Below are 17,776 nucleotides of genomic sequence, written 5' to 3'. Positions count from 1 at the left end.
AGCGCGCTGGCAGCGCGCGGGTCGCGGTCCGCCGGGACCTGCCGGTTCACCCCACCGCGATGTTGTCGAGCAGCCGGACACTGCCAAGCCGTGCCGCCGCGAGCAGCCGCATCGGGCCATCGCCGCGCCGCGCATCGAGCGGCCGCAGCGTCTCGGCCTCGACCAGCGCCATATAGTCGGGCGCGAAGCCGGCGCCACGCAGGCCGGACAGCGCCGTGTCCACAGACGCCGCGACACTCGCGCCGGCCAGGATCTCCGCGGCCGCGCGCATCATGGCCGCGTGCAGCCGCGGCGCGGTCGCACGCTCGGCGTCCGTCAGGAAGCGATTGCGCGACGACATCGCCAGCCCATCCGCCTCGCGCACCGTCTGCACCGGCAGGATGCGGATGGGGATGTCGAGGTCGCGCGCCATGCGCGTCACCACCTGCAATTGCTGCCAGTCCTTCTCGCCGAAGGCGGCGACCGCCGCGCCGGTCTGCAGGAACAGCTTGGCGCAGACCGTCGCGACGCCGCGGAAATGCCCCGGGCGCGCATCGCCCTCCCAGCCGGCCGAGGGCCCCGCCACATCGATCACGGTCGCCGCGCCCGGCGGATACATGGCATCGACCGGCGGCATCCAGACCAGGTCGCAGCCGGCGGCGCGCAGCTTCGCAAGGTCGCCGTCCTCGTCGCGCGGATAGCGCGACATGTCCTCGGTGGCGGCGAACTGCAGCGGGTTGACGAAGATCGAGGCCGCCACCGCATCGGCCGCGCGCCGCGCCGCGGCGACGAGCTCGATATGGCCCGCATGCAGGGCGCCCATCGTCGGCACCAGGGCGAGCCGCCGCCCGGCGTCCCGCAGCGTAGCGGTGGCGGTGCGCAGCGCGGGCAGGTCACGGCAGACCAGCATGGGGTGGATCCTCCTCCGGCGCGCCGCGTCGTGGCGGCGATTGATGGCGCGTGGCCGGGCGGCACCATCTGCGCCGCGGCGGGCCGACCCTAGCGCCGGAACCCGCGACGGCGAAAGCGCCCGGGTGGCGCTGCCGGCTTGCCGCGGGCGGCGCCAGGGTTTAGGCGGCGCCATGCCCGATCGCCCGATCCTCCGCCTGCTTCCTGGCCGCGACCGCCGCGTGAAGGCGGGCCATCCCTGGGTGTTCAGCAACGAGATCGCGATGACGCCGGCGGCCAGGTCGCTGCCCGCCGGCAGCGTCGTGCGGATCGAGGGCGATGACGGCGTGAAGCACGGCGCCTGGCACTTCAACGCGCATTCGCTGATCGCCGCCCGGCGCCTGTCGACCGACCCCGACGCCGCCTGCGACGCCGCCTGGTTCCGTGCCCGCCTGGCCGAGGCGCTGGCGCTGCGCGAGCGCCTGTTCGGCGCGCCGCACTACCGCCTGGTCCATGCCGAGGCCGATGGCCTGCCAGGCCTGGTGATCGACCGCTACGGCGACGTTGTCGCGCTGCAGGCCAATACCGCGGGGATGGAGGCGGCGACGCCGATGATCGTCGAGGCGTTGCACGCGCTGTTCGCCCCGCGCGGCATCGTCGCGCGCAACGACAGCGCGGTGCGCGGCCTCGAGGGCCTGGCGGAGGAGACGCGCCTGCTCGCCGGCGATGCGGCCGGCGCGACGGTCGAGGAGAACGGGCTGCGCTTTCCGGTCGATCTGGTCGGCGGCCAGAAGACCGGGTGGTTCTTCGACCAGCGCGAACATCGCGCACGGGTCGCGCGGCTGGCCGCGGGGGCCACGGTGCTCGATGCCTTCTGCCACACTGGCGGCTTCGGCATCGGCTGCGCGGTGGCGGGCGCGGCGCAGGTCACGCTGCTGGATCGCAGCGAGCACGCCCTGGCCACCGCCATGCAGGCCGCGGCCGCCAACAATGTCGCGGATCGCGTGACGGCCCAGCGTGGCGAGGCGATGGACATGCTCGAACGCATGGTGGGTGAAGGCCGCCGCTTCGGCGTGGTGGTCGCCGACCCGCCAGCCTTCGCCAAGGCGCGGCGCGACCAGCCGGCGGCACTTCGGGCCTATGGCAAGCTGGCGCGGCTGGCGGCGACGCTGACCGAGCGCGGCGGCTTCCTGTTCATCGCATCCTGTTCGCACCACGTCGCCCCGGGCGAATTCGCCGAGGCCGTCGGCTGGGGCGTGCACCGTGCGTCGCGCCAGGGCCGCGCGGCGGGGGAGGCGCGGATCCTCCATATGGGCGGCGCGGGCCCCGACCATCCGCTGCACCCGATGCTGCCGGAAAGCGCGTATCTCAAGGGCATGCTGCTGCACCTGCCGTGATGCCCGGATCGACGCCACCGCCAGGGCCGGCACGCCGCGCGCATCTGCGCCGCGCCTGGCGGGCCACCCTGTTCGAGGCGGATGGCATCGTCGTCCCGTTGGCCCGCGGCGCGCGGCAGGTGGGCGCCTGGCGTGGGCGCCACGGCGCGGCCCGCGCGCTGCTCGTGCTGTTGCGCGTGGCGGAGGCTGCGTTCGTCGGGGCCTGGAACCCGCACAGCCGGCGCCGCCCGCGCGGCTGGAACCAACGCCGCCTGGACCGCCTGCGCGCCGCCACGCGCCGCTTGCCCCGGCGCGAGGGGATGGGCCGCGCCTGCCGCCCCCGCCCCTGGGGGGAGGAACACCTGCTGGTCGGCGCGCCGGCGGCGCGCTGCGTCGTGCTCGCGCGGCGCTTCCGGCAGGATGCGATCCTGGTGATCCGGCGCGTCGGCCCGCCGCGGCTGCTGGTGCTGCGATGACCGCGGCGCTGCCGTTCCTCGCGGCGGTGTTCGCGGTGCGCGCGGCGCTTGGCGCGCTGTTCCAGGCACCGGGCGCGTCGGGACCGGTGCTGCTGCCGACCTTCGGGCTGGACTGGACGGCCTTCGGCACGCTGGTGGGGCTGTTCTGGCTGCCGGGGCTGGTGCTGGTCTATCCGCTCGGCCTGGCGGCGCGCCGCATGGGGGACCGCGCGGGCGTGCTGATCGGCATCGCGCTGCTGGTCGCGGGTGCGTTGGTCTGCGCCGCGGCGGGCGGCGCGGCGGTGCTGTTCGGCGGCCGGATCGTGATGGGCGTCGGGACCGTGCTGGTGATCCTGCTGCTCACCAAGATGATGCAGGACCGCTTCCAGGGTGCCGACCTGTTCCCGGCGATGGCGGTGTACGTGCTGGGCTGGCCGATCGGCATCGCGGCGGCGCAGGCGGCGCTGCCGGCGCTGGCGCTGCGGCTGGGCTGGCAATTTCCCTTCCTGGTCGCGGCGTTGGGCGGCGCGCTGGCCTTCGCGGCCCTGGCGGCGGCGTCACGCCCGGTGCCGCGTGCGCCGGCGCCGCCGGCCGGCAGCGGGCGGCTCCCGGCGCGCGAGGTGCGGCTGATGTGCCTGGCCGGCGGCTGCTGGGCCTGCGTGAACGGCACCTACATGGTCCTGGTCACCTTTGCCCCGCCCTTGCTGGTCGAAGGCGGCCTGTCGGTGGCGGAGGCCGGCTTCGCCACATCGCTGATGTCGTGGGTGAATGTCCTTGCCGTGCCGGCCGGGGCGCTGCTGGCGCGGCGCCCGGCGGCGCTGCGGCCCATGGTGGTGGTGTGCATCACGGCCGCGGCGGCGCTGGCCGCGGCGCTGCCCTTCGCGGAGGCGCGGTGGGGCGCGGCGATCCTGGCGGCGCATGGGTTGCTCTATGCGCTGCCGATCACGGTCTTCGCGGCGCTGCCGGCCATGGCGGTGCCACCGGAGCGCCGCGCGCAGGGCCTCGGTGTCTATTTCATCTTCTTCTATGCTGGCTGTACCGGGTTCCCGCCGCTGGCGGGCTGGTTTGCCGACCGCTTCGGCGGCGCCACGGCGCCGGTGCTGCTGGCGGCCGCGCTGCTGTTGGTGGCGCTGGCGCTGTTCGCGCTGTTCTGGCGGAACGTCGCGCGGTGAACCAGGCCCCGATCGGCTGACGAGGCCCGCCGCACCCATCACCGGCCGGCGTTCCGGCCCGTGGAGGGGACTTCAATTCGTGCCTGTCGCGCCGCCCAGCGCCTCGGCGATGCCATCGCGGATCACCAGGTCCGCCAGGTCGTCCAGCGGCGTCGCCTGCCGGTTGAGGATCACCAGCCGCGCGCCGCGGCGCTTGGCGATCTCGGGGAAGCCGGCCGCCGGATGCACCACCAGCGAGGAGCCGAGGACCAGGAACAGCTCCGCCGCCAGCGTTTCCTCCTGCGCGCGGCGCATCGGTTCCTCCGGCATCGACTGCCCGAAGCTGATCGTCGCGGTCTTCACCAGGCCGCCGCAGGCGGTGCATCCCGGCACCTCGCCCTGCGCGTCGAAGGCGGCGCGAAGCTCCTGGATCCCGTGCCGCGTGCCGCAGTCGAGGCAACTGGCGTAGGTCGAATTGCCGTGCAGTTCGATCACCTGGTCGTCCGGAATGCCCGAGGCCTGGTGCAGCCCGTCGATATTCTGCGTGATGACGGCCTGCGCCTTGCCCTGGCGCAGCAGCAGCGCCACCGCGCGATGGCCGCGGTTGGGGCGGGCGGCGCGCATCACGTCGTCGCTGTCGAAGCGGCGCCGCCAGGTCTCGCGCCGCGCCGCCGGGTCGGCCACGAAATCCTGGAACTGGATCGGCTGCATCTTCGTCCAGACGCCGTTGGTGCCGCGGAAATCCGGAATGCCGGAATCGGTGCTGATGCCGGCACCGGTGAAGATCGCGATGCGGCCGGCCGCATCGATCATCCGGCGCAGCGCGGCGGCGTCGCTCATGCCATGCGCGCCAGCAGGAACAGGCGGCGGAAGGGCAGCAGCACCGTGCCATCGGCCTGCGGCGGATAGGCGGCGCGCATCGCGGCGCGATAGGCGTCGAGGAAGCCCTCGCGCAGCGCGCCGTCCAGCACATCCAGGAAGGGGCGCAGGCTGGTGCCCATGGCCCATTGCACGACCGGGTCCTCGCCGCGCAGCACATGGATGTAGTCGGTCATCCAGAGGTCGAGCGCGGCGACGCGCGGGCGCAGCAGGTCGTAATAGTCGCCAGCTGCCAGGATGGGTGGCGCGCTGGTGATGCGCGCGAGCGTCGCCGCCCAGGGGCCGCTGCGCGCGATGCGGTCCTGCTCGGCGCGCAGCGGGGCGGCGTGCATGGACGGCATCTGCACCGCCAGCACGCCGCCGGGCGCCAGCTGCGACAGCAGCCGCGGGAACAGCGCCGCGTGCCCGCCCAGCCAGTGCAGCGCGGCGTTGGAGAACAGCACATCGACCGGCGCCGCCGGCGACCAGGCGGCGATATCGGCCTGCTGCGTCGCGAAGCCCTTGGCCTTGGCGAGCATCGCCGCGCTGCCGTCCACGCCCGAGACCGTCGCGCCGGGAAAGCGCGCCGCCAGCACCGGCAGCGCATTGCCCGCGCCGCAGCCGAGGTCCACCACCTGCGCCGGTGCCGCATGCGCGATGCGCCCGATCAGGTCGAGCGCGGGGCGCAGCCGTTCATCCTCGAAGCGCAGGTACTGCGTGGCATCCCAGCTCATGCGATCCTCCGGGCGGCCCGATGGCCCGCATCAGGCCGGGAGCGCAAGGCGCGAGCGCGTCCAACCCGCCCCATGCGACAGCGCCTGGCGCGCCATCCAGCCGCGCCGTCGACCATCAGATCCCGCGCACCCGCACCAACCCGGTGCGCCACCGCAGGATCCGGCCGCACGGCGGCCGGCGCCGCCCCTGAGGCATTCCCTGCCAGCGCGCCCGCATGGCGGCGGAAGCCAAGCCGCCGCATGGCGCCGCCGGCGCCTGAGGTCAAGAAAAAGCCGCCGCCGGCGCCTGAGGTCAAGAAAAAGGCGCCGCCGGCGCCTGAGGTCACAGGAACCGCGCGCGGATATCCACGCTGCTCTCGCGCCCCAGCTTGTCGAAATGGTCGTGCAGCCACAGCTCGGCCGCCTCCCGCCCGTATTGCTTCAGCGTGACCAGGAAATCCCAGTCGCCGTTGAACTTCGTGCTGAGCTTGAACTTCCGCATGCGCTCCTCATCCTCGATCACGTGGATGAACAGGCGGCGGTAGCGCGGCTGCTCCAGCCGCCCGGTGTCGAGCAGCCGCTGCACGAAGTCGATGGCGCGCATCTCGGCCATCAGCGACCCGTTGAAGGTGATTTCCGTCAGGCGGTTCAGGATGTCCGACGCGCTGGTCGGCGCGTCCTCGCGCACCTGGGGGTTGAGCTGCACCAGCACCAGGTCGGGCGGTCCGCCCTGGTCGTACAGCGGCCACAGCGCCGGGTTGCCGAGGTAGCCGCCATCCCAGTACGGCTCGCCGTCGATCTCGACCGCCTTGAACACCTGCGGCAGGCAGGCCGAGGCGAGCAGCATGTCGACCGTCAGCTCGCGCCGCGTGAAGACGCGCGGCTTGCCGGTGCGCACGCTGGTCGCCGAGACGAACAGCCGCGGCGCCTTGGCCTCCATGCGCAGCCGCTCGAAGTCGATGCTGTCCTCCAGCGCCGCGCGCAGCGGGTTGTAGTCGTAGGGGAAGGGGTTGATCTGGTAGGGCGACAGCACGCGCGACAGCGTGTCGAAGGTGCGGTAGGCGACCGACCAGGTCAGGTCATGGCCCCACATCAGCTTCTCGAGCGGCGTCGCGCGCAGCGGGCTGATCGCCAGCCGCGCCGCGATGGCCCGCCAGAAGCGATCGAGCGCCGCGATGGCGCCGGCCGGCCCATCGGCCAGCAGCCCCTCCACCAGCATCACGCCGTTGATGGCGCCAGCGGAGGTGCCCGACAGCCCGTCCACCTCCAGCCGATCGTCTTCCAGCAGGCGTTCCAGCACGCCCCAGGTGAAGGCGCCATGCGTGCCCCCGCCCTGCAGCGCCAGGCTGATGCGCTTGCGCGCCGGCGGCTTCGCGACCGCGGGCGACGCGGGTGGCGCCGCTTCGCTCACGAAGCCGTCCAGCCGCCATCCGCCGAGAAGGCGATGCCGTTGATCCCGCCCGAGCCCGGCCCGCACAGGAAGACCGCCATGTGGGCGATGTCGTCCACCTCGACCCAACGCTTCGACGGCTGCTTCTCCAGCAGGTAGTCGCGCAGCGCCACCTCCTCGCTCACGCCGTGTTCCTTGGCCAGCGGGCCGACCTGCGCCTCGGCCAGCGGCGTGCGCACGAAGCCCGGGCAGATGGCGTTGGACGTGATCGGCGTGGTCGCCACTTCCAGCGCCACCACCTTGGTCAGCCCGACCACGCCGTGCTTGGCCGTGACATAGGCCGCCTTGTGCGGGGACGCGCGCAGCCCGTGCGCGGAGGCGATGTTGATGATCCGCCCCCAGTTGCGCGCGCGCATCGCCGGCAGCGCCGCCTTGATGGCGTGGAAGTTGGACGACATGTTGATGGCGATGATCGCGTCCCACTTGGCGTCGGGGAACTCCTCGATCGGGCTGACATATTGAATGCCGGCGTTGTTCACCAGGATGTCCAGGCTGCCCAGCCTGGCCTGCGCGTCGGCCACCATGGCGCGGACCTCGTCGGGCTTCGAGATGTCGGCGCCGGAATAGGGCGCGTCGCCGCCGCCCATCGCGGAACCGACGCTGGCGCGCGCGGCGGCGATCTCCTCGGGCTTGCCGAAGCCGTTCAGCATGACCTTCGCGCCGGCGTGGGCCATCAGCATGGCGATGCCGTGGCCGATGCCGGAGGTCGATCCGGTGATCAGGGCCGTGCGGCCTTCCAGGGTGCGGTCCATGGTCGTGCGATCCTTCGTTTCGCTGGCGTTGCGGCAGCGCCGCGCATGGTGGCGAAGCGCGGCGGCGGGGGGAAGCCCCGCGCGGGGGATTAACGGGGTGATCATGTCGGCGTGCCTAGGCTGCCCTCGCCGGAGACACCGGACGGCCCCGCAGCCCGCCCAGGAGCGCCATCGTGTTCGCCAAACTCACCATCCGCGCGAAGCTGTTCGCCAGCTTCGGCTTCGTCCTTTTCCTCGTGGTCGCCATGGCGGCGATCGGCATCCTGAGCCTGCGGAGCACCGAGGCCGACATGCGCGAGATCGACGAGAACTGGATCGCGTCGGCCGACAGCGTCAGCCGCTACCGCAGCGCGGCGCTGGAACTGCGGCGCGCCGAGCTGGCGCTCGCCGCCTATACCGACCCCGCGTTGCGCGCCCGCCGCGCGGCCGAGATGCGCCCGATCCTGGAGACCATGGAGACGCAGTGGCGCGCCTATGAACGGCTGATCTCCTCGCCGGAGGAACGCCGGCTCGCCGATGAGATGAAGCGGCTGGAGCGGGACGTGCTGACCGCCCACGACGCCCTGATGCGCGCTGTCGAGACCGGCCCGCAGGAGGCGATCATGGCGGCCCTCGGCGGCGGCCGCGACGCCTTCGACAGGCACGCCGCGGCGGCGCTCGTGCTGGTGGACCTCAATCACCACGGCGCCGACACCACCGCTGCCGAGGCCACCGCGCGGATCTGGCGCAGCGAGCTGATCCTCGTCGGTTGCGCGCTGCTGGCGCTGGCGATCGGTGGCGCCATGGCCTGGATGATCGCGTCCGGCATTGCCAACCGCACGCGCAACCTGGCCCAGGCGCTCGAGAAGCTGTCGCGCCGCGACTACAGCTTCGACCTGGCCGAGGCCAAGCATGCCGACGAGATCGGCACCATGGCCCGCGCGCTGGACGCCTGCCGCGACGGGCTCAAGGAAGCCGACCGCATCGCCGCGCAGCAGCGCGAGAACGAGCGCCGCGCCGCCGACCGCGCCGCCCGCATCGACGGGCTGGTGCAATCCTTCGAGGCCGAGGCGACCGCCGTGCTGCGGACCGTCAGCGCCGCCGCCACCGAGCTGTCGGCCACCGCCTCCGCCATGAACGAGACCGCCGAGGACGGCACCCGCCAGGCCACCGTCGTCGCCGCCGCCTCCGAACAGGCGAGCATGAACGTGCAGACCGTCGCTGCCTCCACCGAGGAACTCGCCGCCTCCATCGCCGAGGTCGCCCGCCAGGTGCGCGACACCGCCGGCATCACCGGCCGTGCCGCCGATGCCGCGCGCGACACCGACACGACCGTGCGCGGCCTGGCCGAGGCGGCGAACAAGATCGGCGACGTGGTGCGCCTGATCAGCGACATCGCCGGCCAGACCAACCTGCTGGCGCTGAACGCCACCATCGAGGCCGCCCGCGCCGGCGAGGCCGGCAAGGGCTTCGCGGTGGTGGCCTCCGAGGTGAAGAACCTCGCCACCCAGACCGCCAAGGCGACCGAGGAGATCGGCGCCCAGATCGCCGCCATGCAGGCCGAGACCGGGCGCACCGTCGAAGCCATCGCCGCCATCGCCCGCACCATCGAGGAACTCAACGCCAATACCGGCCAGGTCGCCGCGGCCTCGGAACAGCAGGCGGCCGCGACGCAGGAAATCGGCCGCGCCGTCGCCGAGGCTGCCCAGGGCACCCAGGAAGCCTCGCGCAGCGCCGTGGGCGTCAAGCAGGGCGCGGAACGCACCGGCGGGGCGGCGCAGGACCTGCGCGGGGCCTCGACCGAGCTGGCCGAGCAGTCCGAGCGGCTGCGCGGGCAGGTGGATGGGTTCCTGGCCGGGATCCGGGCCGCGTAGGTCCCCGAGGGGGTTTCACCCCCTCGGGCTCCCCCACCAGGGGGCTGCGGCCCCCTGGACCGCGGGAACCAGGTGCCCACGGATCCAAGGGGCGGCTTCCCCCGCGCCTACGGGAGATGCTTCAGCCAGCCCACCAGCCGCTTGACCGGCGCCGAGAGCAGCTTCGGCGTGTAGAAGTCGCTCGCCGCGCGCTTGGCCGCTTCCTGCGCTGTCGGATAGGGCAGCACCGCACCCGCCAGGGTCGAGAGCTTCCGCCCGATCATCAGCGCGAACATCCCCGCCATGTTGCCCGCGCCGGCACCGACCAACGACGCACCCAGCAGCCGCCCCTTCGCATCCGCCACCAGCTTGACCAGCCCCTCGGCCCGGCCCTCGGCGATCAGGCGGTCATTCTCGGCCAGCGGCCAGCGCAGGATGGTCAGGTCGGTCCGCCCGGCGGCCCGCAACTCCGCCTCGGTCGGGCCGATCTGCGCGATCTCCGGGTCGGTATAGGTCACCCGCGGCAGCGCGTCGTAGGACAGCTTTGCCGGCAGGCGGAACAGCATGGCGCGCGCGATGATGCCGGCATGCTGCGAACAGACATGGGTGAAGGCCCGCGGGCCGAGGCCGACCGGGTCCGCGATGTCGCCGGCCGCCCAGACGCGCCGGTTGGAGACCGACCGCAAGGCCGGGCTGGTCGCCACGCCGCGCGGCCCGAACGCCACCCCGCCAGCCTCCAGCCCCAGCGCATCAAGGCGCGGCGCGCGCCCCACGGCCAGCAGCAGGTGCGTGCCGGCGACCCGCGCGCCGCCCGTCAGCACCACCGTCACGCCGCCGGCCGAGGCCTCCACGCGCTCCACGCGCGCCCCCTCGTGCAGCGCCACGCCGTCGGCCAGCAGCGCATCGCGCAGCGGGGCCACGCATTCGGGCTCCTCGCGGGCAGCGATCGTGAAAGCCTCCACCGCGCTCACCCGGCATCCCAGCCGTGCATGGGCCTGCGCCATCTCCAGCCCGATCGGCCCGCCGCCGATGATCACCAGGTGGCCCGGGCGCTCCGGCAACGAGAACAGCGTCTCGTTGGTCAGGAACGGCACCTCGGCCAGGCCCGGGATGGGCGGGACGATGGCGGCCGACCCGGCGGCGACCACGGCACGGCGGAAGCGGTACTGCCGCCCGCCGGCCTCGATCGTATCGCGGGCGACGAAGCGCGCGCCGGCCTGCACCACGTCAACGCCCATGCCGCGGAAGCGTTCGGCGGAATCATTCGGCGCGATGGCGGCGATGGCGCCGGCCACATGCGCGCGCACGCCGGCCCACTCCACCCGCGGCTCCCCGACCTGCACGCCGAAGCGGTGGGCGCGGCGCGCCTCCGCCGCCGCATGCGCCGCCGCCAGCAGGGCCTTGGACGGCACGCAGCCGTAGTTCAGGCAGTCCCCGCCCATCGCCCCGCGTTCGAACAGCGCGACCTTCAGCCCGAGTCCCGCCGCGATCGCCGCGACCGACAGCCCCGCCGCGCCCGCCCCGATCACCGCCACGTCCACGTCAGGCATCGCTGTTCCTCCTGCGCCACCAGGCGCCCAGCAGGGAGAGTGCCGCCAGCCCCAGCAGCGGCAGCAGGATCGCCGGCGAGAAGATGATGCCGAGGTCCGGCCGCCCGCCCGCCGCCAGCACATCCCCCACCCCCGCCCCGATGGCGGCAAACACCGCGGTGCCGGGAATGATGCCGATGGCCGTCGCCGCGGCATAGGCGCCGAAGGGCATGCCGACCAGGGCCGGCGCCAGGTTGGCCAGCCAGAAGGGCACCACCGGGATCAGCCGCAGCGTCAGCAGGTAGAAGAAGCCGTCGCGCTCCAGCCCAGGGCGGATGCGGTCCACCAGCCCGGCCGCGCGGCCCGCCACCAGCGGCGCCAGGGCGCTGCGCGCCACCAGGAACAGCGCGCAGGCGCCGACCGTCGCCCCCAGCACGGTCAGCGCCGTGCCGATCCAGGCGCCGAACAGCAGCCCGCCGGCCAGCGTCATCACCACGCCGCCGGGCAGCGACAGCGCGACCACGACCACGTAGGCGAGCACATAGGCTGCCGCCGCCACGACCGGCCGGTCGGCCACCCAGGCATCGAGCGCGGCACGGTGCGCGCCCAGCGCCTCGAAGGACAGCAGGCGTGCCGCGCCGGTCGCCCAGGCCAGCACCACCAGGCCGGCGAGCAGCAGCAGGGGCCAGAACCGGGCGAGCGTCGTGCGAAGCGGGGGCTTGTCCATCTCGGATCCTGGTTCGGTGGCGCGGCACGCTGCGTTACGCTCCCGCGGGGGCGCTGCGCGGTTGACGCCTGGCGATCCCCCTCCCTATACGTCGGGCCCCCGCCGGGGCGCTCCTTCCACAGGGCCGCCGCCGGCGCATCCTGCTGGCCGTGGCGCCGGCAGGCCACTACCGAGGTTCAGGAGACTTGTCGTGAAGCGTACCTACCAGCCCTCGAAGCTTGTCCGGAAGCGCCGGCACGGGTTCCGCGCCCGCACCGCCACGGTGGGCGGCCGCAACGTGCTCGCCAATCGTCGCGCCAAGGGCCGCAAGCGCCTTTCGGCCTGACGGCGGCCGCCGCGCGGAGCCTCGCATGTCGGGAGCCGCCGAACCGGCCCCGCCCGGATCGGGCGCGCCCGCCGGCAGGCTGAAGAAGCGCAGGGATTTCCTGCGCGTGGCCTCCCGCGGGAAGCGGGCGGCGCGGCCCGGGCTTGTCCTGCAGGCGGCCCCCGGCGACGCCGGCGTGCTGCGGGTGGGCTTCACGGTCACCAAGAAGGTCGGCAACGCGGTGGTGCGCAACCGCGCGCGGCGGCGGCTGAAGGAAGCGGCACGGCTCACGCTGCCGGATATCGGCGCCACCGGCTGGGACCTGGTGCTGATCGGGCGCGACGGCACCCGCAGGCGGGATTTCGCGACGCTGGTCGCCGACCTGCGCGGTGCGCTGCGCCAGGCCGGGGTGGCGCCATGACCGCCACGCTGCTCAAGGGCTGCGTGCATGCCTATCGCTACACGCTGCGCGGCATCATCGGCAGCCACTGCCGGCACTACCCCTCCTGCAGCGACTATGCGCTCGAGGCGCTGGACACGCATGGCGCCCTGCGCGGCGCCGGCCTGACCGCGCGGCGCATCCTGCGCTGCAATCCCTGGCACCCGGGCGGCTTCGACCCGGTGCCCCCCGCCAGAGTTTCGTTTTCGCGAGCAGCGTCATCCGACCCGGTGGCGTCACCTGCTCCAGCGCCGAAGGGCTGAGATTCGTGGACCAGAAGCGCCTTTTCGCGGCCATCGCGCTCTCGATCGGCATCCTGCTGCTGTTCGACGTGTGGAACCGCACCAACCAGCCGCCCACGCCGCCGCCCGCACAGCGCACCACCCAGGCCGATGTGCCCGTGCCGGTCCCCGCGCCCGCCGCCGGCACGCCCGGGGTGGCGCCGACCGCGGCCCCCCCGCGCACCGAGGCCTCGACCGCGCCCGACCGCGCGCCCGCCGCGCGCATCCAGGTCAGCAATCCCCGCGTGGCCGGCAGCATCAACCTGCGCGGCGCGCGGCTCGACGACCTGGTCTTCACCACCTATCGCGAGACGCTGGCGCCCAATTCCCCGCAGGTCCGCCTGTTCGCGCCGCGCGACGGCGCCAACCCGTATTTCGCGCAATGGGGCTGGACCGCCGCCGACGGCCGAACCCGCGTGCCCGATGGCGACACCGACTGGACCGCGACCGGCGGGCCGCTCGCCCCCAGCCAGCCTGTGACCCTGTCCTGGGACAACGGCCAGGGGCAGGTCTTCGAGATCGTCCTCGCCCTCGATGACCAGTACATGATCACGGCCGACCAGCGCGTCCGCAACAGCGGCACCGAGGCGATTTCCGTGCTGCCCTGGGTCCGCATCCGGCGCGAGCACACGCCGCAGCTGGCGGGCTTCTTCATCCTGCACGAGGGCTTCACGGGCGTGCTGGGTGGGCGCCTGCGCGAGGTGACCTATTCCGACGCGAAGTCCGAGGGCGCGCGCCGCGCCGGCACCGCGCTGGACCAGGAGACCACCGGCGGCTGGGCCGGCATCACCGACAAGTACTGGCTCGCCGCCGTCATGCCGGCCGCGCCGGACCAGACCCTGCGCGCCTCCTACCGCGCGGTGAACGAGGGCGGCGGCACGGCGGGCGACCGCTGGCAGGTGGACATGGCGCCGCCTGCGCCGGTGTCGGTCGCGCCCGGCGCCACCGGGTCGCTGCCGACGCGGCTGTTCGCCGGCGCCAAGGAAGTGCACCTGCTCGACGGCTACATGGACCGGCTGACCATCACCGATTTCGACAAGGCGATCGACTTCGGCTGGTTCTACTTCCTGGTGAAGCCGTTCTTCCTGGCGCTGGACTGGCTGTTCCGGATGACCGGCAACTTCGGCGTCGCCATCCTGATCTTCACGGTGCTGATCAAGGCGGCGTTCTTCCCGCTGGCCAACAAGGCCTACAAGTCGATGGCGCGGATGAAGGTGCTCGCGCCGAAAATGACCGAGGTGCGGGAACGCTACAAGGACGACCCGCAGAAGGCGCAGGCCGAGATGATGGCGCTGTACCGCAGCGAGAAGGTCAACCCGGCATCGGGCTGCCTGCCCATCCTGATCCAGATCCCGGTCTTCTTCGCGCTGTACAAGGCGCTGTTCGTCACCATCGAAATGCGCCACCAGCCGTTCTTCGGCTGGATCCACGATCTGTCGGCGCCCGACCCGACCAACCTGTTCAACCTGTTCGGGCTGCTGCCCTTCCAGCCGGAGCAGTGGTCGACCTTCCTGCACATGCCGGCCTGGGCGGTGATCATGGGTGTCACGATGTGGGTGCAGCAGAAGCTGAACCCACAGCCGCCCGACCCGATCCAGGCCAAGATCTTCGCCTGGATGCCGATCATCTTCACCTTCATGCTGGCGTCCTTCCCGGCCGGGCTGATCATCTACTGGGCCTGGAACAACACGCTGTCGGTGGCGCAGCAATACTACATCATGCGGCACGACCGGGCGGCGGCGAAGGCAGCGAAGAAGAAGTAAGGGCGGGGGAAGGAACTCCCCGGCGCCCCCTCCTTCTTTTGTCTGTCACCAAGGCGCGCTGACGCGCAACGCACGGCCCATCCAGGCGAGGGCGCACTATGACGGGGCTTTCCGAAGCCAGGGACGATGCGGAACGCGCAGCGCTGATCGAGGCGGGGCGGCTGCTGTTCGCGCGGCCCTGCACCTTTTTCTACGCGGCGCAGAAGGCCGACCAGCTGCCGCCCCCGGGCCTGCCGGAAGTGGCCTTCTGCGGGCGGTCCAACGTGGGCAAGTCGTCGCTGATCAACGCGGTGACGGGGCAGAAGGCGCTGGCGCGCGTGTCGCAGACACCGGGGCGCACGCGTCAGCTGAACTTCTTCAACCTGGCCGAACGCCTGGTGGTGGTGGACCTGCCGGGCTACGGCTACGCCAAGGCATCGAAGGACCTCCAGCGCGACTGGCAGGGCATGATGTTCGACTACCTGCGCGGCCGGCCGAACCTGGTGCGCGTGATGCTGCTGCTCGATGCCCGCATCGAGACGAAAACCGCCGACCGCGCCGCGATGGAACTGCTCAACGACGCCGCGGTGGCCTTCCAGATCGTGCTGACCAAGGCGGATGAGGTCGGGCCGGTGAAGATGGCGGCGCGCTTCGCGGAAGCCCAGGCACTGGCACGCGAGCATACGGCCGGGCATCCGCTGGTGCTGGTGACGAGCAGCCGGACCGGGCAGGGGATTGATGAGTTGCGGGCGGAGGTGGCGGCGCTGGCGGCTTAGCGCCCCCGTGACCTACAGGCAGGGGTTCATGCTCGGCCGGCGCGGCGTTGCGAGAAGCTGGTCGATTTCAGCGCGCATCAGGTCAGGGGCACGCGAGCGAAGTTGGCGGTGCAGCGCGAAGATGTCGCGGAGCCTGCGATCGCCAGGTGTGCAACGCTGGGCAAGCCCTTCATCGACGCCAGACGCGCGGAGCCCTGAAGTCCTCGCCACTTCCAGAGCTTGGCGGGACGTGGGCATGTTGACGATGATGAACTCGTCTAGCCGGCGCACGGACTCGTCGATTGTCGTCTGGAATGTCCGCTCCTCCGGGAAGCAAACGGCGCCGACCCGCTGGATCACGATGTAGATGCTCCAAGCGCAGAGCACGCCGCCTTGCGGGTCATGCTCGAATGAAGGACGCCATGATTCACGATCGACGACGGTTTGCGCATTAGCGGAGGGCGTCGCCATCGCGATGACAAGGCAAACGGAAAACCATGCTCGAAGCACCCCGTGGCTCCTGCCAATGCACGCACCGCAGAATGCCGGCTTTGCCCCACCGCCTTCAAGGGTTGCGAGCGGCTTCGGCCTCTGGTGACGGGCGAGGCGCATAGTCAGGATGCCCACCCGCTCACCCCCGCGCCAAATTCTCCCGCAGCGTCGCCCCCGCATACTCCCGCCGGAACAGCCCCCGCCGCTGCAACTCCGGCACCACCAGCCGGCAGAATTCCTCGAACATCCGCGGATGCACCGTCGGCGTGATGATGAAGCCGTCGCAGGCCCCCGCGGTGAACCATTCCTCCAGCGTGTCCGCGATCGACGCCGGCGTGCCGACCAGCAGCGACCGCGGCTTCGCCACCGCATCCTGGAAGCCGATCCCCTCCTGCCGCATCACCTGCAGCACCCGGTCCTGCGAACCCACGATCCCCTGGTTGCCCTGCGCCACGCGCATCTCCTCCGGCGAGGCGACCTTCGCCAGATCCACCCCCATCAGCGCCGAATTCAGCATCCGCTGCGCATCGGGATCGATCAGCGATTGCAGGTAGTCGTATTTCTCCCGCGCGATCGCCTGCGTCTCGCCGATCACCGTCATGAAGGATGGCAGCACGCGGCACGCCTCCGGCGCGCGGCCGAACTTCGCCATGCGCGCGCGCAGGTCGGTGGTGAAGGCGATGCCATCCGCCATCGTGTTCGGCGTGCAGAACACCAGCTCCGCCCAGCGCGCCGCGAAGTCCCGCCCGCGATCGGACGACCCCGCCTGCATGAACACCGGGCGCACCTGCGGCGTGCGCGGCATGGCCAGCGGCCCGCGCGTGCGCACGAAGCGCCCTTCGTAGTTCGTGTAGCGCACCTTCGACGGGTCGATGAACACGCCGCCCGCGCGGTCGGCCACCAGCGCGCCCTCGTCCCAGGACTCCCACAATGCGTTGCAGGCGGCCACCACCTCCTCGGCGCGGTCGTAGCGTTCGTTCTTCGCCGCGATGCCGTCCATCCCGAAGTTGCGCGCTTCCAGATCGGTCGCCGAGGTCACGATGTTCCACGCCATCCGCCCGCCGCTCAGCAAATCCAGCGAGGCCAGCGTGCGCGCGATCCAGTAGGGATGCAGGAAGGTCGTGGACAGCGTCGCGCCGAGCCCGAGATGCTTCGTCACCCGCGCCATCAGCGGCAGCACCACCAGCGGGTCCAGGTACGAAATCTGCCCGCCGAGGCGCAGATACGCGTCGAAATTCCCGCCATGGATGTCCGGCAGGCCGAAGGTGTCGGCGTAGAAGCAGGCGTCGAAGCGCGCCTCCTCCAGCACGCGCGCGATGTGCTCGTAGCGTTCGGGCGAGAAGATGTCGTCCAGCGCCGCCTCCGGATGGCGCCAGGCGCCCGGGTGGTTCGCGGTCGGCCCGGTCTTGAGGTAGGCGACCAGGTGCATGCGGCGCGGCTGGGTCATGCCGGCCTCCGGGCGCCGGCGGTGAACACCAGGGACGCCGCGCGCTCGTTGTCCACCGTCACCAGGCAGGTCACCTCGATGGTGGCCCGTGCCGGCCGGCGTGGCGTGCACAACGCGGCGAGGGCCGAGCCCTCCGCCTCGCCTGACAGCTCCAACACCCGGTCGCGCGGCATTTCGGCGCGCATCGCCTCGGTGCCGTTCACCAGGATCACCACCTCGTGCCGCGGCGTACTCGCGAGGCCGGCGCGAACGCGCCGGGTATCGAGGTGCCCGCCGATCAGCCAGGCGCCCTTCGCCGCGGCGGGGCGGGCGACCTGGGGCGGCGCCTCGCTGCGCCCGGCCTGGGTGCGCGCGGCGCAGGCGCCGGCCGCGACCAGCATGACCACGGCGGTCAGCGGCCGCGCGAGCCGGCAACGGGCGCGCATCCCGGCGGGGCGGCGCCGCGCCGCCGCCTCCACCGGCCCGTCCGGTGCGCCGTATCGCGCGCCGGCAGGCTGCGGGTGTGCCGGGGCATTCGGGCGATCTGGCAGGCGTGGCATGGCGTCTCCGGGCGCGGGGCGACCGCGCGACTGCAACCGCTCGGTGCCCGACTGTCAACGCGATGAA

The 17,776-nt window shown here is 72.5% G+C and carries 19 protein-coding genes; 9 read left to right on the top strand and 10 right to left on the bottom strand.

All coding sequences use genetic code 11. The features are described 5' to 3' along the window. Positions 1-46: 46 nt before the first annotated feature. Complete coding sequence (panC, locus tag LQ222_RS14415; protein ID WP_230167434.1) at positions 47-889, bottom strand: pantoate--beta-alanine ligase; 843 nt, start codon at positions 887-889, stop codon at positions 47-49. Between the two features lie 172 nt (positions 890-1,061). Here panC and LQ222_RS14410 point away from each other — a divergent pair, with 172 nt between their 5' ends. The 3 genes from LQ222_RS14410 to LQ222_RS14400 are packed head-to-tail and all read left to right on the top strand — an operon-like array spanning position 1,062 to position 3,870. After that, positions 1,062-2,264, top strand: a complete 1,203-nt coding sequence (locus LQ222_RS14410) for a class I SAM-dependent rRNA methyltransferase (RefSeq protein ID WP_230167433.1) — start codon at positions 1,062-1,064, stop codon at positions 2,262-2,264. Next, positions 2,264-2,719, top strand: a complete 456-nt coding sequence (locus LQ222_RS14405) for a DUF3293 domain-containing protein (protein WP_230167431.1) — start codon at positions 2,264-2,266, stop codon at positions 2,717-2,719. The genes LQ222_RS14410 and LQ222_RS14405 overlap by 1 nt, the downstream gene beginning before the upstream one ends. Beyond that, positions 2,716-3,870: an MFS transporter gene (locus LQ222_RS14400; RefSeq protein ID WP_230167429.1), complete on the top strand. Its 1,155-nt coding sequence runs from the start codon at positions 2,716-2,718 to the stop codon at positions 3,868-3,870. Before LQ222_RS14405 ends, LQ222_RS14400 begins: the two co-directional genes overlap by 4 nt. 72 nt (positions 3,871-3,942) lie before the next feature. On the opposite strand, the gene LQ222_RS14395 is transcribed toward LQ222_RS14400, so the two are convergent. The 4 genes from LQ222_RS14395 to LQ222_RS14380 all read right to left on the bottom strand — a co-directional run bounded on the left by LQ222_RS14395 (position 3,943) and on the right by LQ222_RS14380 (position 7,622). Beyond that, positions 3,943-4,689, bottom strand: a complete 747-nt coding sequence (locus LQ222_RS14395) for a Sir2 family NAD-dependent protein deacetylase (RefSeq protein ID WP_230167427.1) — start codon at positions 4,687-4,689, stop codon at positions 3,943-3,945. Further along, entirely contained in the window at positions 4,686-5,441 is a 756-nt protein-coding gene (locus tag LQ222_RS14390; protein ID WP_230167425.1) for a methyltransferase domain-containing protein, read from the bottom strand. Before LQ222_RS14390 ends, LQ222_RS14395 begins: the two co-directional genes overlap by 4 nt. Positions 5,442-5,763: 322 nt before the next feature. Next, the gene (locus LQ222_RS14385; protein WP_230167424.1) at positions 5,764-6,831 is read right to left on the bottom strand and encodes a patatin-like phospholipase family protein; all 1,068 of its coding nucleotides are present in this window, start codon (positions 6,829-6,831) and stop codon (positions 5,764-5,766) included. Continuing rightward, positions 6,828-7,622 (bottom strand): 3-hydroxybutyrate dehydrogenase, encoded by a 795-nt coding sequence (locus tag LQ222_RS14380; RefSeq protein WP_230167422.1) that lies wholly within the window; start codon positions 7,620-7,622, stop codon positions 6,828-6,830. The genes LQ222_RS14385 and LQ222_RS14380 overlap by 4 nt, the downstream gene beginning before the upstream one ends. A 173-nt stretch (positions 7,623-7,795) precedes the next feature. On the opposite strand from LQ222_RS14380, the gene LQ222_RS14375 reads away from it, so the two are divergent. Next, positions 7,796-9,475 carry a methyl-accepting chemotaxis protein gene (locus LQ222_RS14375; RefSeq protein ID WP_230167420.1) on the top strand — a complete coding sequence of 560 codons (1,680 nt, stop codon included), beginning with the start codon at positions 7,796-7,798 and terminating at the stop codon, positions 9,473-9,475. Positions 9,476-9,582: 107 nt separating this feature from the next. On the opposite strand, the gene LQ222_RS14370 is transcribed toward LQ222_RS14375, so the two are convergent. Both LQ222_RS14370 and LQ222_RS14365 read right to left on the bottom strand, forming a co-directional pair. Next, positions 9,583-11,004 (bottom strand): NAD(P)/FAD-dependent oxidoreductase, encoded by a 1,422-nt coding sequence (locus LQ222_RS14370; RefSeq protein ID WP_230167418.1) that lies wholly within the window; start codon positions 11,002-11,004, stop codon positions 9,583-9,585. Beyond that, complete coding sequence (locus LQ222_RS14365; protein ID WP_230167416.1) at positions 10,997-11,710, bottom strand: TVP38/TMEM64 family protein; 714 nt, start codon at positions 11,708-11,710, stop codon at positions 10,997-10,999. Before LQ222_RS14365 ends, LQ222_RS14370 begins: the two co-directional genes overlap by 8 nt. A gap of 190 nt (positions 11,711-11,900) precedes the next feature. Here LQ222_RS14365 and rpmH point away from each other — a divergent pair, with 190 nt between their 5' ends. The 5 genes from rpmH (at position 11,901) to yihA (ending at position 15,252) form a co-directional block, all read left to right on the top strand. Beyond that, the gene (rpmH, locus tag LQ222_RS14360; protein WP_230167414.1) at positions 11,901-12,035 is read left to right on the top strand and encodes a 50S ribosomal protein L34; all 135 of its coding nucleotides are present in this window, start codon (positions 11,901-11,903) and stop codon (positions 12,033-12,035) included. A gap of 25 nt (positions 12,036-12,060) precedes the next feature. After that, complete coding sequence (rnpA, locus tag LQ222_RS14355) at positions 12,061-12,435, top strand: ribonuclease P protein component (RefSeq protein ID WP_230167412.1); 375 nt, start codon at positions 12,061-12,063, stop codon at positions 12,433-12,435. Then, positions 12,432-12,716 carry a membrane protein insertion efficiency factor YidD gene (gene yidD / locus LQ222_RS14350; protein ID WP_230167410.1) on the top strand — a complete coding sequence of 95 codons (285 nt, stop codon included), beginning with the start codon at positions 12,432-12,434 and terminating at the stop codon, positions 12,714-12,716. Before rnpA ends, yidD begins: the two co-directional genes overlap by 4 nt. Before the next feature lie 5 nt (positions 12,717-12,721). Continuing rightward, entirely contained in the window at positions 12,722-14,497 is a 1,776-nt protein-coding gene (yidC, locus tag LQ222_RS14345; RefSeq protein ID WP_230167408.1) for a membrane protein insertase YidC, read from the top strand. Positions 14,498-14,595: 98 nt separating this feature from the next. Beyond that, positions 14,596-15,252, top strand: a complete 657-nt coding sequence (yihA, locus tag LQ222_RS14340; RefSeq protein ID WP_230167406.1) for a ribosome biogenesis GTP-binding protein YihA/YsxC — start codon at positions 14,596-14,598, stop codon at positions 15,250-15,252. 12 nt (positions 15,253-15,264) lie between these two features. On the opposite strand, the gene LQ222_RS14335 is transcribed toward yihA, so the two are convergent. From LQ222_RS14335 to LQ222_RS14325, 3 genes are all read right to left on the bottom strand, one after another. Then, positions 15,265-15,741, bottom strand: coding sequence for a hypothetical protein (locus tag LQ222_RS14335; RefSeq protein ID WP_230167404.1), 477 nt, complete (start codon positions 15,739-15,741; stop codon positions 15,265-15,267). A gap of 121 nt (positions 15,742-15,862) precedes the next feature. After that, the gene (locus tag LQ222_RS14330) at positions 15,863-17,170 is read right to left on the bottom strand and encodes an NtaA/DmoA family FMN-dependent monooxygenase (protein ID WP_230167402.1); all 1,308 of its coding nucleotides are present in this window, start codon (positions 17,168-17,170) and stop codon (positions 15,863-15,865) included. Further along, positions 17,167-17,709, bottom strand: a complete 543-nt coding sequence (locus LQ222_RS14325; protein ID WP_230167400.1) for a hypothetical protein — start codon at positions 17,707-17,709, stop codon at positions 17,167-17,169. The genes LQ222_RS14330 and LQ222_RS14325 overlap by 4 nt, the downstream gene beginning before the upstream one ends. Positions 17,710-17,776: the final 67 nt, after the last annotated feature.

Origin of the sequence: Roseomonas sp. CECT 9278 (genome assembly GCF_918698155.1) — a bacterium.
Classification (GTDB): domain Bacteria; phylum Pseudomonadota; class Alphaproteobacteria; order Acetobacterales; family Acetobacteraceae; genus Neoroseomonas.
The sequence above is the reverse complement of the archived record's forward strand: the minus strand, read 5'-3'. Positions and strand labels throughout refer to the sequence as shown.

Coding starts and splice junctions, on each gene's coding strand:
- panC (WP_230167434.1), bottom strand. CDS start 889: ATGCTGGTCTGCCGTGACCTGCCCGCGCTGCGCACCGCCACCGCTACG.
- LQ222_RS14410 (WP_230167433.1), top strand. CDS start 1,062: ATGCCCGATCGCCCGATCCTCCGCCTGCTTCCTGGCCGCGACCGCCGC.
- LQ222_RS14405 (WP_230167431.1), top strand. CDS start 2,264: ATGCCCGGATCGACGCCACCGCCAGGGCCGGCACGCCGCGCGCATCTG.
- LQ222_RS14400 (WP_230167429.1), top strand. CDS start 2,716: ATGACCGCGGCGCTGCCGTTCCTCGCGGCGGTGTTCGCGGTGCGCGCG.
- LQ222_RS14395 (WP_230167427.1), bottom strand. CDS start 4,689: ATGAGCGACGCCGCCGCGCTGCGCCGGATGATCGATGCGGCCGGCCGC.
- LQ222_RS14390 (WP_230167425.1), bottom strand. CDS start 5,441: ATGAGCTGGGATGCCACGCAGTACCTGCGCTTCGAGGATGAACGGCTG.
- LQ222_RS14380 (WP_230167422.1), bottom strand. CDS start 7,622: ATGGACCGCACCCTGGAAGGCCGCACGGCCCTGATCACCGGATCGACC.
- LQ222_RS14370 (WP_230167418.1), bottom strand. CDS start 11,004: ATGCCTGACGTGGACGTGGCGGTGATCGGGGCGGGCGCGGCGGGGCTG.
- LQ222_RS14365 (WP_230167416.1), bottom strand. CDS start 11,710: ATGGACAAGCCCCCGCTTCGCACGACGCTCGCCCGGTTCTGGCCCCTG.
- rnpA (WP_230167412.1), top strand. CDS start 12,061: ATGTCGGGAGCCGCCGAACCGGCCCCGCCCGGATCGGGCGCGCCCGCC.
- yidD (WP_230167410.1), top strand. CDS start 12,432: ATGACCGCCACGCTGCTCAAGGGCTGCGTGCATGCCTATCGCTACACG.
- yihA (WP_230167406.1), top strand. CDS start 14,596: ATGACGGGGCTTTCCGAAGCCAGGGACGATGCGGAACGCGCAGCGCTG.
- LQ222_RS14330 (WP_230167402.1), bottom strand. CDS start 17,170: ATGACCCAGCCGCGCCGCATGCACCTGGTCGCCTACCTCAAGACCGGG.
- LQ222_RS14325 (WP_230167400.1), bottom strand. CDS start 17,709: ATGCCACGCCTGCCAGATCGCCCGAATGCCCCGGCACACCCGCAGCCT.